The organism is Pseudomonas sp. Z4-7 (assembly GCF_051131965.1).
In the GTDB taxonomy this organism is placed as follows: domain Bacteria; phylum Pseudomonadota; class Gammaproteobacteria; order Pseudomonadales; family Pseudomonadaceae; genus Aquipseudomonas.
This window is the reverse complement of sequence record NZ_CP071642.1, coordinates 5,022,362-5,036,441: the sequence shown is the minus strand read 5'-3', so window position 1 is coordinate 5,036,441 and position 14,080 is coordinate 5,022,362. Positions and strand designations below refer to the sequence as shown.

At 60.6% G+C, this 14,080-nt stretch carries 10 protein-coding genes; 3 read left to right on the top strand and 7 right to left on the bottom strand.

Annotated elements, in window-relative coordinates; translation table 11 throughout:
* The first annotated feature begins 35 nt into the window (after nucleotides 1-35).
* Complete coding sequence (locus J3P91_RS22570; protein WP_434601801.1) at nucleotides 36-737, top strand: hypothetical protein; 702 nt, start codon at nucleotides 36-38, stop codon at nucleotides 735-737.
* 11 nt (nucleotides 738-748) lie between these two features.
* On the opposite strand, the gene J3P91_RS22565 is transcribed toward J3P91_RS22570, so the two are convergent.
* From J3P91_RS22565 to J3P91_RS22535, 7 genes are all read right to left on the bottom strand, one after another.
* Nucleotides 749-988, bottom strand: coding sequence for a pyocin S6 family toxin immunity protein (locus J3P91_RS22565; protein WP_434601800.1), 240 nt, complete (start codon nucleotides 986-988; stop codon nucleotides 749-751).
* A 38-nt stretch (nucleotides 989-1,026) separates the two neighbouring features.
* Nucleotides 1,027-1,260, bottom strand: coding sequence for a DUF7683 domain-containing protein (locus tag J3P91_RS22560; RefSeq protein WP_434601799.1), 234 nt, complete (start codon nucleotides 1,258-1,260; stop codon nucleotides 1,027-1,029).
* Nucleotides 1,261-1,393: 133 nt separating this feature from the next.
* Nucleotides 1,394-1,633 carry a pyocin S6 family toxin immunity protein gene (locus tag J3P91_RS22555; RefSeq protein ID WP_434601798.1) on the bottom strand — a complete coding sequence of 80 codons (240 nt, stop codon included), beginning with the start codon at nucleotides 1,631-1,633 and terminating at the stop codon, nucleotides 1,394-1,396.
* Nucleotides 1,634-1,825: 192 nt separating this feature from the next.
* Entirely contained in the window at nucleotides 1,826-2,065 is a 240-nt protein-coding gene (locus J3P91_RS22550; protein ID WP_434601797.1) for a pyocin S6 family toxin immunity protein, read from the bottom strand.
* 12 nt (nucleotides 2,066-2,077) lie between these two features.
* On the bottom strand, nucleotides 2,078-3,313 hold the full coding sequence (locus tag J3P91_RS22545) for an S-type pyocin domain-containing protein (protein ID WP_434601796.1): 1,236 nt from the start codon (nucleotides 3,311-3,313) through the stop codon (nucleotides 2,078-2,080).
* A 347-nt stretch (nucleotides 3,314-3,660) separates the two neighbouring features.
* Complete coding sequence (locus J3P91_RS22540; RefSeq protein ID WP_434601795.1) at nucleotides 3,661-5,163, bottom strand: hypothetical protein; 1,503 nt, start codon at nucleotides 5,161-5,163, stop codon at nucleotides 3,661-3,663.
* Nucleotides 5,164-5,435: 272 nt separating this feature from the next.
* The gene (locus J3P91_RS22535) at nucleotides 5,436-5,840 is read right to left on the bottom strand and encodes a DUF488 domain-containing protein (protein ID WP_434601794.1); all 405 of its coding nucleotides are present in this window, start codon (nucleotides 5,838-5,840) and stop codon (nucleotides 5,436-5,438) included.
* Between the two features lie 301 nt (nucleotides 5,841-6,141).
* Between J3P91_RS22535 and J3P91_RS22530 the strand changes: the two genes are divergently transcribed.
* Together J3P91_RS22530 and J3P91_RS22525 are read left to right on the top strand one after the other, a co-directional pair.
* Complete coding sequence (locus J3P91_RS22530; RefSeq protein WP_434601793.1) at nucleotides 6,142-12,246, top strand: filamentous hemagglutinin N-terminal domain-containing protein; 6,105 nt, start codon at nucleotides 6,142-6,144, stop codon at nucleotides 12,244-12,246.
* 97 nt (nucleotides 12,247-12,343) lie between these two features.
* A complete protein-coding gene (locus J3P91_RS22525; protein WP_434601792.1) occupies nucleotides 12,344-14,008 on the top strand; it encodes a ShlB/FhaC/HecB family hemolysin secretion/activation protein in 1,665 nt (554 codons plus the stop codon).
* The last annotated feature ends 72 nt before the right edge of the window (nucleotides 14,009-14,080 follow it).

Genomic DNA, 14,080 nt, shown 5'->3' with positions numbered 1-14,080 from the left:
GCGATGGACTTCACTCAGTGTTGGATAAGCCACCCATGATCAAATGGTTCAAGACCCTCACCCGAACGGATGTCATTGCAACACTCGCCTTGGTCGTCTCCATCGCGTCCGCGTTCTTCAGCTACCAGCAATACCAGGACGGCATCGCCAGTCGAAAGACGCCGATCATCGTCCGTGTCGGTGCTGAACACGACAAAATCTCGTTCTTCAAGCCCCACGCCGACTTCCCGGTGCTCTTCAAACAGCGTTACAAGATCATCCTCACCAACAACAGCTTCAATCCGGAAAGCGTCATTGACTGGCGAATATGGGAGCGCCGAGAGGAGGGCGGCGGGCAGTACATCGGCATGAAATCCAAGCTGCTCGATTCCACGGGAATGCCGATGACCTTGCCATTCCTGATCGCTGCGAAAGAAAGCAAAGTGCTCTTCCTGGACGTTGGCCAGAAAGTCACGCCAGAGGCGTGGGCGGCGGTGGGACCCGCGGTGAGTCTCGGAAAAGAACTGGACTGGTTCGATGCAGACAGGATTTTTGCCGACGCGGGTTATCCACAGTTCGGCCAGCTTGCGCCGGGAGAAAGCTCCCGGTATCAGGACCTGCAAGTCAACCGCTGGACCAAGGGCCCGGCGTACCAGGAATTCCAGTTGAACTTCACCAAGGCCGATGGCTACGAAGTGGCTGCGCAGTTATCGCTGAATGTCAGTGATGTTTATCCACAGGGGGAGGCGGTGCGGTAGCTGGACGCCAGCTAGGCTAGGACACCAATAAACAAATCCAGATTTGTTGGGAGAGGTACGCCGATAATTTTAGAAATTTCTGTGACCTGTTCATTCGTCAGCAGCCATTCCCCTTTAGCCATTGCGTTAAGACTTCCATGGCCTAAAAGCTGCACGATTTGACCGTTGAAGGATTCATCCAAATCGAGATCGAATTGAAGCGAATCATCTTCTTCCTCGTCCGGTAAGAATCCACTGATAGATATGTACATAGAGCTCCTATTTCTCAATTCACTCGGTACGTATCTCCTCAATCAATGTTGCAGGTGAGCTGGAAGATATGATCGTGGTCGTAAAATGGTTTGCCGACTAGTACTTCAATAGCCGCGGCTTGGCTAGGGCTCAGGTCATAACCTTCATCGCCACGCTGGGGCGCCGTCCATCCCATGATTTGTTTCAGTCGTACGTCGCAGTTTTCGGGGAGCTCAACCTCAAAAGCCAGGAACTCGCTCGATCTGTCAAAAGCCTCAACAATGTATTTCAAGGTTCCACCTCGTATGTATCGTCCGCCTCTTCGCTGCTCTTGGGTTACGCTCTTATTCCGATAAAAAGGTCCAGGTTTCAGGCAATGTTTGGCAAATAACTTCCTCTGTTTGTCGAACCACTTCCATTTCGAGCTAGGCCTCGACTCCGATGTACAGCTTTAATTCTGTTGGTAACGAATATCCAATGAGCTCTGATATTTGATCTGCCTGTTCCACCGCAAGCAACCATTCCCCTGCGGGCATGGCGTAAAAATCCTTATGGCCTAAGAGCTGCACGATTTGATCGTTAAATTTTTTGTCAGGAACAAATTCGAATTTAATTGAGTCATCTTTCTCACTGTCTATTAAAAAACCACTTATACACAAATGCATAATCGCTCCTTATTAATCCGTGCGCTGGGCGGGACGTTGTTTGGGAAATGGCGTTATGGCGGGTATTTATCTGCCACATTGCTTGCAGTCGTATTACGCCGCGCGCGGGTTTCGCGGGTTGTCGCAGATCTAACCAGCACATCATCGTGGCGAGGGAGCTTGCTCCCGCTGGGCTGCGTAGCAGCCCCAATGTTATGCCCGTACCCCGATAAACAAGTCGAGATTTTCAGGTAGTGGTTGCTGTATTACGCGTTCTATTTGTCGAACCTGCGCAATGCTTAAGGGCAATTCGCCGACGACCTCGTCTGCCAAGCTCTCCCAGCCCAAAATAGCCATGATCGCTGGCTCAAACTTGGAGTCCACGTCGAGTTCGAACTGAATAAAATCGTCCTCGTGGTCTTCTGAAAAAAAACCGGTAATTTCTAAATACACTGCTCGACTCCTTCACTTCGGGGTGGTTCGTCCTGGCTCGGCGTCTTTTGTGCGTTCGCCCGTATCGGGGTTGAATTCGCCTAGATGCGATCCCTGTTTGTCGTAGAGTTCAATTCTTCCATTTTCATAATCCCATTCATAAATCCTGCCTTTACGGTCTTTCCAACGACTCCTTTTCTGACCTCCACCCTGGACACTAGACATTTTCTTCGCTCGTTTAGCATCAGGAAAAGCAGCCAGCAATTTCGGAGCAGGATGATAACTATGATCCCCACCAAAAGGCCGGGTAAACACCACATAAAGCGACTTCAGCCCCGTATCCGCCGGAAACACCAGAATCCAGTCTTCGGCCGTGATGTCTTCCCCCGGCAGTCCATCAATCTGGCTGTCGACATCCTCCGCTATCGGATGGACGAAGATCGTGTCCAGCTGTTTGCCAATATCCTCCGGATAGGTCAGCGGTGGAAGCGAGCCATGCGGGGTCTCCTGGGGCGTCCAGATAAGGGTGATGTCGTTGAGCTTGGCTTCCATGGCGGTCTGGTCGGCGTTCCAGGTCACCTGCGCGGTGCGCACCGAGTCGTCGCCGGACGGGCCGCTGTGGATACCGTATACCTGTAGCACGCCTTCGGCATCGCGGCGCAATTGGAAGCGCACGCGGGTGGTGGCGTGGCTCAGGCGGCGTAGCTGGTCATCGGTGTACAGCGTGCCGTCGTTCATCTTGGCCGGGAGCATGCCCAGGACGAAGACGCTGGCTGGGCCGCCGGCGCCGCGTAGCGCCCAGGTCAGGCGCTGTTGCATGATCCCGCCGCCGGCGATGCGACCCAGCGCCAGGTCAGCGCCAAGGGCCGAGGCAATGGCGGTACTCGCCGAGGGCATGAGCATGGCGCCCGCCACCATGATCCGGCCGAAATTCGAGGCCGGTTCGCGGGCGGTGCCGGCGCCTGTGTTGCACCAGTTTTCCGCGCTGCAGGATTTGGCAAACACCAGGTCTTCGCGTGGCTTGGGCTGCGGCCATCGTTCCGGGCGCCTGCGAACCGGTTCAGGCTCCGGTTTCTGGCGCGGCATCGAACCAGCGCCCGAGCCGACGAACGCCATGCTCACCAATAACAAGTCGCCGTTCCTGACGGCCTTGACGATATCGATGCCTCCGTGGATTCTCGAATGTATTCGAAACTGATCCGGCCCATAGACGGTGAAGCCGTTCATCAGCGCGCTTTCGACCGTAAGCGCGGCAACATCGGCAGCCACGGTCGACTCAAAGCCTTTTTCCCCCTACCTTATCAAGCGCATTGCGTTCCTTTGCGTTTCAAGTAGGCGGGCCATTCTGGTGAGGCGCTCCATGACCGGCAATGCAAGGACCGTTGCGGCATATGTCTGGCCGGTCGCACCGGCGCGCGGGTTTCGCAGGTTGCTTGGCAGCACATTATCCCCCGTGGCGAGGGAGCTTGCTCCCGCTGGGGTGCGCAGCAGCCCCCTGGCGGTGTGTCAGGAAAAAAACGTCGGCAGGTTTGCGACTGCTGCGCAGCCGAGCGGGAGCAAGCTCCCTCGCCACGGGATTGATGTGGTTCAACGGATCGCGGTGCGGCAGCGGTGGCTCACTCGAAGCTCAACACTTCGCAACCCTTAGCCTCGACCATGTCGCTGAATACCGGCAAGCGCGCCACAAACTCCGTCTCGAACGCCAGATACCGATCCTGCGCCGGCACATAACGAATCTCCGGTTTGATCCGCGGCAGGTCCTTGGACGTCAGCTTAAGCACCTGGTTGCTCCGTTGGTTCCACAACCACGCCAGCGTGTGTGTGCCGAAAGTATTGGCGCGATAGCTCCAAACCCACCAGTCGCCATGCCCACGCGCGACGTGTAGTTGTCCATGAAACGTGCGCAATGTGATCACCTGCTTGGGCTGGGTGACCAGCAGGCGGGTGTCCTGGCGCAGCTCACTGCCGAAGCCGTCCAGCGTCGCCTGGGTCTTGGCGCCGGTGATGAAGTTGAAGCGCCACGCCAGCAACACCGTCTCCTGATACCCCGCGTGCTCGAGGTTCTGCCGCGCGCCTTCGCTGAACAGCAGAATCTCGTCACCGCCCAGATACGCCGTGGCTGGCCGCAGCTTGTAGGCTTCGGCTGGCATCGGTTTGGCGGGGACGGCCTGGTGCGGCGGGTCCAGGTTCCAGACCCAGCAGCGCTTCCCGTTGTGCTGCATGAACAGCAAGCGACGGGGGCCGATGGGCAGGATTGTCAGCTCCTCCGAATCCTCGAAGATCACCTCGCTGCTGTCCCCCGTGATCCGCCAGATTCGCGTCAGATGCTCGGGCTGGTAAATGCGCTGACGTTCGAAAATCTCCTCATCCATCACGACACAAGGCTCTTCGAATGCCTGCCATTGCATTTCGGCAGGGCCGAAATCCTTGATGGCATCGCCCCGGAGGACCTCGTATTTGAACCGATCATCCGCACTGTAATCGCCGTGTTTGATCTGGCGCCTCCACAGGCTGCGCTGGGCGTTGGCGTCGATCAGCCGCAGATCGGCGCCGTCCACGCCATCGGTGCGCTGATCGAGCATGTCCTGCTCGGCGGGCGGCCATTGGTTGTAGTCGATCAGGAAGCACAGCCAACGGTTTTCGTCCTGCTCTGTAATCGCGGCCCAGCCGTTGCGGTAGTTGTATTCATGCACATAGGTGGGGCCTGGATAGTCATGGACTTCCTGCAACCACTTGACTTTGCCGCGCTTGGGTTTGGCCGGCTTGGGTGCTTTTACCGCAGATGGCTCGATCAACGTCGCCGTGAACCTTGGCTCCCCGCGAGGGCTTTGCCAATGCTGGGCAAACGCCTCACGCTGATCGGAAGGAAAAATCACCGGCCGATAGTCATCGCCACCGGCATCCAGGTTCCACAAGTCATAACCCTGACCCGCCAACACCGGTGCCAACGCCTCGAAGCAGACCTCGGGCATCTCGTTGGACAGCTCATCCAACAACGCCTCGAACCCCGGGCCGGCAAACACACCGACGTCGGGATAGTAATGCTGCAACAGCCCGAGCAAGTCGCTGCCCGGTGTTTTCCAATCGATATGAACCAATGGATCAAAACGAGCTGCCATCACGTCTGTTTCCTTATGGTTTCTCTGCGTATCCCAGCTGCACACCACCAACCTCAAGCAAACCAATAAGCCGATTTTGATTGATTGGTCGAGCACAGACTACTGTGGGAGCGAGCTTGCTCGCGATAGGGGCAGGACAGGCAACCTGAATGGCGGCTGGTTTACCGCCATCGCGAGCAAGCTCGCTCCCACAGGTGACAAGGACAGCCACCGACCCCGTGGCGAGGGAGCTTGCTCCCGCTTGGCTGCGCAGCAGCCCCAACCCGGCCCACTCAACGCCCCGGAAACTCCCCCAGATAACAAACCGGCGAACTCGAATCCGCCCGCTTCTCCACCTCGTCCTCCAGCCACCGCGCCAGCACCACTGCATTATTCTCAACCGGCGACTTGGCCGCATACACCAACGTCAGCGTCCCGTCCCTGGCGATATCCACCAACTTCCACCAATGTTCCGGCCGGGCCGCCAGCTCTCGTCGATACGCCACATCGAACTCGGCAAACGAAACCGCCCCCGCCTTGAACGCCTTGCGCAATTCATGAGAAGGCCCAACTTCTGGCAGCCATGTATCGATCGCCAGCGCATCCTTGCGGCAATTACGCGGCCATAGGCGATCAACCAGAACCCGCACGCCGTCCTCGGCGCTGGCGGTTTCGTAGGCGCGCTTGCATCGGATCATCAACGTCTGCCTGTCGAAGTGGGACCGCCTCAGCATAGGTCGCCCACGACGAGGCGACCAGCCTCCTTCCAGCGCACTTTACCCACCCTTTGTGAAAAAAAGTTCACTCGATCCCTTCAATCAAAAGCCGCGGGCGCTCAAGCAAAGGTGCGCTCCGCAGGCGGCAGAGATGATGGCGCGGAGCACTGTGGGATTTTCGAGCCGTCATCCGTCCGGAGGCGGTTTTTCCATTTGATTTGTCGACAGCGAACCGCCTGGTCGTCATGGCACGGCCCGCCGTATTAAGGATGAGTGAACAAAAATGAACAGAGTTTACCGAGTCGTCTGGAATGCCGTGATGGGCGCATGGCAGGTGGCATCCGAGTTGGTCAAGAGCCACGGCAAGGATAAAAGCCGTACCTCGCTCAGCCTCGTCATCGGCGTGGGCGGCGGACTTTTCGCCTCGGTAGCGGCGGCGGGAGCGTTGCCCACCGGCGGCAACATCGTCGCGGGTAACGGCAGCATTCAGCAGAATGGCAACAACATGGCCATTCACCAGGGCAGCGACAAGCTCGCGATCGACTGGCAGGGCTTTTCCATCGGCAAAGGCAACACCGTCGAATTCGTCCAGCCTGGCAAGGCGTCGGTCGCCTTGAACCGTGTGCTGGGCTCGGATGTATCGGTAATCCAGGGCGCGCTGAAAGCCAACGGCCAGGTGTTCCTGGTCAACCCCAACGGCGTACTGTTTACCCCCGGCGCACAGGTTGATGTGGGCGGCCTGGTGGCCTCCACGCTCAACTTGAGCACCGAAGATTTTCTCGCTGGCAACTACCGTTTCAGTGGCAACAGTGCCGCCTCGGTGGTCAACCAGGGCAACATCAATGCAGCGCAAGGCGGCACCGTTGCCTTGATCGCCGCAAAAATCGTCAACGAAGGCAATATCACCGCGCACAAGGGCAATGTCCTGCTCGGCGCCGGCAGTGTCGTGACGCTCGACCTGGGCGGGCCGGTGCAACTGGAAGTGAAAGAAGGCGCGCTTCAAGCGTTGATCGAAAACGGCGGCGCCATTCGTGCCGATGCCGGGCGCATCCTGCTGACCGCCCGTGCGGCGGAAACCCTCGCAAGCACCGTCATCAACAACACCGGGTTGATCGAAGCACGCTCCCTGGACATCGGTGAAAACGGTCTGGTCACGCTGATGGGTGACCATGGCGATGTGCAAGTCGCTGGGCGTATCGATGTGTCCTCCGACACCGCCAAGGGCGGCAAGATCGTCGTGACTGGCGAGCGCGTGGCGATCAAGGCAGGCGCCGTGCTCGACGCCACCGGCGCCAAGGGTGGCGGCGAAATCAATGTGGGCGGCAGCTGGCAAGGCAAGGACCCGTCGATCAAACAGGCCAGCCAGACCACCATCGCCGCAGGTGCCGTGCTCGACGCATCGGCCACCGACAACGGCAAGGGCGGTACCGTGGTGGCCTGGTCGGATGTCAAGAGGCCGGGCAGCGTGACCCGCGTGGACGGCACCCTGAAAGCCACCGGCGGCGCCAAGGGCGGCGACGGCGGCAAGATCGAGACCAGCGGTGCGAAGCTGGCGGTGAGCAAGGCGGCCGATGCTTCGGCTAAAAACGGCAAGGGCGGCTTGTGGTTGCTAGACCCGGACAGCGTCACGGTGGGGCCGGGTAACGGAGGGTTGACCGGCGGCGCCAACGGGACAGAAGCCACGGTTGGCTTCAACGCGATCGATACGGCCCTGGCCGGCGGCACCGATGTGGCGATCAAGGCTGACAACAGCATCCACTGGAATGGCGACTACACCCCGTCGAGCATCAGCGGCGAGCGGACGCTGACCTTGCAGTCCGGGCACAACGACGGCGGAACCGGCCGCTACGTCTTCGGCAATATTTTCCTCAACGGTGATATCGACGCCAGTGGCGCCGGCAATGGCAACAGCCTCGCGTTGATTCTCAACGGCAAAGTCGCGCTCAACACCGATGTGAGCCTGAAAAGCAACGGCGGCAACGTCGTGTTTGCCGGCGTGGTGGACTCCGACGCGGTAGCCAACAACCGCCAACTGCGTGTCGATGCCGGTTCAGGTTCGATCATCTTCAGCGACATGGTCGGCGGTAACAGCGCGTTGGGCTCGCTGTACGCGACCACCAGCGGCGCCGGCAAAACCTATATCAACGGCGCGAAAGTCTTCACCAGCGGCGAGCAGGTCTACACCGGCGCCGTCGAGCTGGGCACTTCGCAGTTCCTGAACGCCGACTTCGAAAACGGCCTGGTCGGCTGGCAGACGTCCATCGCCCAGTTCTTCACCGGCGTCACCGTGGTCGACGGCGTGGTATCGCCGGATGACCCGACGCTCCCGACCACCTCGCCAACCAACGGCAATGCGCCGAGTGTTTCGCCTGGCGACCAGGGCGACATGAACTACAAACCGCTCACCCCGGTTGCCGCCGCTGGCCAGGGCAAGGACGGCGGCGCTGCGCTGCTGCTGGGTACAGAGAACAATTCCAACTGCCTCAACGCGCCCGCCGGCTGCATCATGCGCGGCCCTTCGGTCGTGAGCGAGGGCACGGTTTCGCTGGCGGCAGGGGAAGCGGTCAGTTTTGATTACAAACCGGTCGCGGGCGGCGACACCTACGATGTCTTCGGCTATCTGTTGAACGTCAACACCGGCGAATACCAGATCATCCTGAACGAAACGGGTAACGGTACCGGCGCGGTGAATTGGCAAACCCGCACGGCAACGGCTGATAGGGCTGGCACATACAAGTTCGTCTTCGTTTCCGGCAGCTTCGACCAGACCGCCGGCAAGCAGGTCGGCGGCTCGTTGTACGTCGACAACATCAAGACCAACACCTCCGGCAGCAAGGGCCTGCAGGGCAGTTCGATCACGTTCAACGGCAGCCTCAACAGCACCGACAACAACCTGTCCATCAAGGCGGACGATATCAACTTCAACGGTGGCGTTGGCAGCGTTACCGGCAACGGCAGCATCGCTCTGGAAACCAACACCCCGAGCAAAGACATCGCCGTGGGCGGCAGCACCGGCGATGCCCCCGGAGCGTTGGAGCTGACCGGCACCGACATCGGCGCATTGGGCGATGGGTTCACCTCCGTCAAGATCGGCGGCGCGGACATGACCGGTGACATCAACGTCATCGAGCAAACCCGCTTCAACGACAGCCTGATCCTCGATGCCGGTACCGGCAACATCCATATCAATGACCAACTGACCGTGGCGGATGCACCGGGCACCGGTAACGACGACAACAAGCCGGCTCCGGTGCTGGCCTTGCAAAGCAATGGCGGCAAGATCGACCAGACCGCTGGCGGCGCCATTATTGCCGATGGCCTGGTGCTGTTGGGTAACGGTGCCGTCCAGGACCTGGACAACGCCGGCAACGACGTCAATACCATCGCCAGCAACACCGGCACGGTCAGCTTTGCCGATGTCGATGACCTGACCGTTGGCGTTGTGACCATTCCCGACAGCCAGACTCCGGCAAACCCGCAAGGCGTACCGGTTGCCGGCATGACCCAGACCGGCGACCTGAACCTTGTCTCCGACACCCTCACCGTCGGCCAGGCCTTGGTCACCCAGGGCGATACCAGCCTGACCGCCGACGAAATCGACCTCGCTGCGAGCGTCTCCGGTGGCGGCAGCCTCACCCTGCAGCAGAAGACCGATGGCCTGGATATCCACCTGGGCGGCAGCGATGATCCGGAAGTGACCGGGCCTAACGATCCGTTGGTGCTGTCCGACGCTGACTTGGCGAATATCCAGGATGGCTTCGACAAGGTCGTCATCGGTAACGACAAGACGCGCAACATCACCGTCGACGATGAAGGCGCGACCTTCAAGGACGACCTGGCCCTGGTCGCCAACGGCGTCCTGGACCTGCTGGGCAATCTGGCGCTCAAGGACCCCGAAGGCAGCGATGAGGACGGCGCCACCGGCAAGGGCCTGACCCTGAGCGTCGACGCGGGCAAAGGCGCGACCCAGGCAACTGGCGCGACCATCACTGCGGACGAACTGGCCTTGCGCGGCGAAGGTGACTTCAACCTGGGCAAGGGCGGGCATGACGTGAGTGTCATCGCCGCGGATGTCGGCAGCCTGAAATTCGCCGGCAACGGCGACCTGACGGTGGGCGTCGTGGACGGTACCGTGGGGATCACCTCCGATGAGGCGGTCACCCTGAAAACCGATCACGACCTGACGCTGGCCAAAGGCATCACCATTGATAACGGCCCACGGGATGACGCCAACAATGGCGAAACCCGTGCCGACGACATCATCACCCTGGAAGTAGGGGGCAACACCACCCAGTCCAGCGACGTCGGGGCCAAGCTGGATGCCAGCGGCCTGGTACTGCTGGGCGGCAACTACGCGTTGAACAATTCGGGCAACGTGATTGGCGATATCGCCAGCGAGGCGGGCAAAGTCCGCTTCAACAACAGCGGCGACCTCAAGGTGGGCACGCTGACCGCGACCCATGCCGACGGCACGCAGACCAGCCTCACCGGCGTGAACAACACGGGTGATGTCAGCATCGGCACCCAAGGCAATCTGGCAATCAACGAAGGGCTCGCCACCAGCGGCAACGTGTTCCTCAACGTCGACGGAAAGACCACGCAGGACAGTAACGGCAACATCACTGCCGACGGCCTCGCCCTCAACGGCGGTGACTTCGAGTTGCGCAACAACGGCAACGTAGTGGGTGATATCGCCAGCGAGGCGGGCAAGGTTGCGTTCAACAACACCGGCAACCTGAAGGTCGGCACGCTGACTGAAACCGATGGCAGCGGCAACGTGGTCAAGACCACGACTGGCGTGAACAACAGCGGCGACGTGAGCATCGGCACCCAAGGTGATCTGGCAATTAACGAAGGGCTGGTGACCAGCGGCAACGTGTTCCTCAACATCGGCGGCAAGACCACCCAGGACGGCAACGGCAACATCACTGCCGATGGTTTGGCTCTCAACGGTGGCGATTTCGAGTTGCGCAACAACGGCAACGTGGTCGGCGATATCGCCAGTGAGGCGGGCAAGGTCGCGTTCAATAACACCGGCAATCTGAAGGTCGGCACGCTGACTGAAACCGATGGCAACGGCAATCTGGTCAAAACCACGACTGGAGTGAACAACAGCGGCGACGTCAGCATCGGCACCCAAGGCGATCTGGCGATCAACGAAGGGCTGGCCACCAGCGGCAATGTGTTCTTGAACATCGGCGGCAAGACCACCCAGGATGCCAACGGCAATATCACCGCCGATGGCCTGGCGCTCAAGGGTGGTGATTTCGACCTGCGCAATGCCAGCAACTGGGTCGGCGATATCGCCAGCCGAGCGAAGGACGTCAACTTCGTCAACCGCAGCGACGTCATCGTCGGCAGGTTGACCGAGACGGCACTGGACGGCACCCAGCTGGACCAGATCGTCGGCATCGGCAACTCTGGCAAGGTCCAGGTCGTAACGACGACCGGCAACATCACCCTGGCCGAGAACGTCAGCACCACCAGTAACGCTTCCAATGCGATCGTGCTCAACGCCGGTCAATCGGCTTCGGCGGGCGTGGCCGCGGGCGGTGATGTGAAGGCTGATGCCGGCGTGACGGTGTCTACCGGCGTTGGTGGCCGGGCGGTGATCTACACCGGCAGCCTTGCCGGTAGCACCCGGATGGTCGATGTGGTCGGCAATGGCAGCGGCAATTTCCGCTACAACAGCGACGAGCAGCAGAGCAACTTCGGCAGGGCGTTGGGCAACAGCGGCGTGCATGCCGTGTACCGCGAGCAACCGGCCCTGGTGGTTTCAACCAACGGTACGACCACCCAGACCAAGGTGTTCGACGGCAGCACCACCTTCGACGGCGGCGGTATCGGCGGTTATGACGCCAACGGTCTGTGGAACGGCGACACCAAGCAGATGCTCGGCAACCCGCTGTACTCGGTGGGGACTTCCGGCCCGGGCTCGCACCTGATCAACATCGGTGGGCTGGCTGACCTGGGTTACCTGATCGTCAGCAATCCGGCCAACGCCAACCTCACCGTGACCTCCTCCATTGACTATGAGGCCGTCCGGCAGAGCGTCGCCTTTGCAACCCGCGTTGGCGCGCAGCAGAATTCGCCGCATGCCCCGGAGCTCGATCCGGCCCAGCCGAAACCGGCTGACTGGTCTGACTACGGCGTCGAGGACGGCGGTCTTCTGCTGGTGGACCAGGGCGGTACTCGGGCGAAGAGCAATGCGGGCGATAGCGGTTCGGCCGCCCAGGCCGAGGACACCGCCAGCGAGCGGGAACTGGCCGGGAACGTCTGCTCCGACGGCGGGGTATCCGCCGGCGGCGCGTGTGCGGCCTATCCGCCGCAGACCGTGTTCGTCGTGCGTGGCGGTGTGCGCTTGCCAAGCCTGGCCATGCGTCCCTGAACCCTGAAATCCACCTTTTCATTTGAAGGAGCCCCCTGGCCACGTCCGCGGACGTGGTCATGGGCTCAGGCAAGCCGAATTTTTCGAGATTGATCCAATGCATAACAAACTGATGTCCTGCGCCGCCGGTCTGGCGTTGTTGTCCACTTCTCCGGCCTGGGCGGCGACCCTGCCGGCACGCCCGATTCCCGACGCCGGCCGAATCCTGCAGGAACTGCCGATTCCGCAGCAGGAGCTGCCGCAAAGCATTCGCCTGGATGTCGAGGCACCACAGCCGGCACAGGAAAAAGTCGGCGGCGCCAAAGTCCAGCTCAACGCCGTGCGCTTCACCGACAACACCCGCATCGACGAGGCCAGCCTGCAACGCGTCGTTGCCCCGGCCATCGGTCAGGCCCTTGATCTGGATGCGCTGCGCGAAGTGGCCCGGCAGGTCACGCTTTACTACCGCGAGCAAGGCTACCCCTTCGCCCGCGCCTACCTGCCGGCACAACGCATGGAAAAAGGCGAGCTGACCATCGCCGTCGTCGAAGGCCGCTATGGCAAAGTCACCGCCGTCAACGACGATGCAAAACTGGCCGCCCAGGCGCAGCCGTTCCTGGATGACTTGCAGCCGGGCGACGTGATCGAGCGTGAGCGCCTGGAGCGCAGCATATTGGTGCTCTCCGACTTGCCGGGCGTGGCTGTTCGTCCGGTCATCCGTCCGGGTGAAGCGCTTGGCACCGGTGACCTCAATGCCCAGGTGAGCAAAACCGAGGCCTTCGAGGGCAAGGCCACGCTGGACAACCACGGCAACCGCTATTCGGGGCGCAACCGCCTGACGGTACAAGGCGATTGGAACAGCCCGCTGATGTTGGGCGATCGCGTCAGCGCCGCGGTGATGGCCACCGATGAAGACCTGTATTTCGGCAGCCTCGGTTACTCGATGCCACTGGGCACCTCTGGCCTGCGTGGCAACGTCGGTTACGCCCAGAGCTCTTATGACCTGGGCGCCGAATTCGCCGACCTGGGTGCGACCGGTACTGCCGAAGTCAGCAGCATCGGCCTGAGCTATCCACTGCTGCGCAGCAACCAGGCGAACCTCATGCTGGCCGGGCAGTACCAGCACAAGGACCTTGAAGACAAATACGAAGTGCTCGGCCTGAGCTTTGAAAAAAGCAGCAACTCGCTGCCCATCAGCTTGCAGTTTGACGTCAGGGACACTTTGTTCGGCGGCGGCATCACCTACGGCGGCGCAACGCTGACCTACGGTGACCTGAAGCTGGATTCGGCCCTGCGCGAAGGCGACCGTCAGACTGCCCAGACCGAAGGCGATTTCAGCAAAGTGAATGTCGACCTCGCCCGCCTGCAAGCGCTGCCAGCCAACTTCACGCTCTTCGCCCGTTTCCTCGGCCAGTGGAGCAACGACAACCTCGACTCCTCAGAAGATTTCAGCCTCGGCGGTATCGATGGCGTACGCGCTTATCCACAAAGCGAAGGCTCGGGCGACGAAGGCATGCTGACCCAGATCGAGCTTCGCTACCCGATCGACAAGCTCACGCCTTACCTGTTCTGGGACGCCGGCAAGGTGCGCATCAACCACAACGAGTGGGCCGATGAGGAAAACACCCGCAGCATCTCCGGCGGCGGTGTCGGTTTGCGCGCTCAATACGGCCAGCTGTCGTTCGACGCAACGGTCGCATGGCGCCACTCCGGCGGCGAAGCGCAAAGCGATACACGCCAGGAAAACCCGCAACTGCTCGCTCAGATCGGCTACTCGTTCTGATTGCATAAAGCCCCCGTGGCGAGGGAGCTTGCTCCCGCTGGGCTGCGAAGCGGCCCCTGAACCAGCACCTCG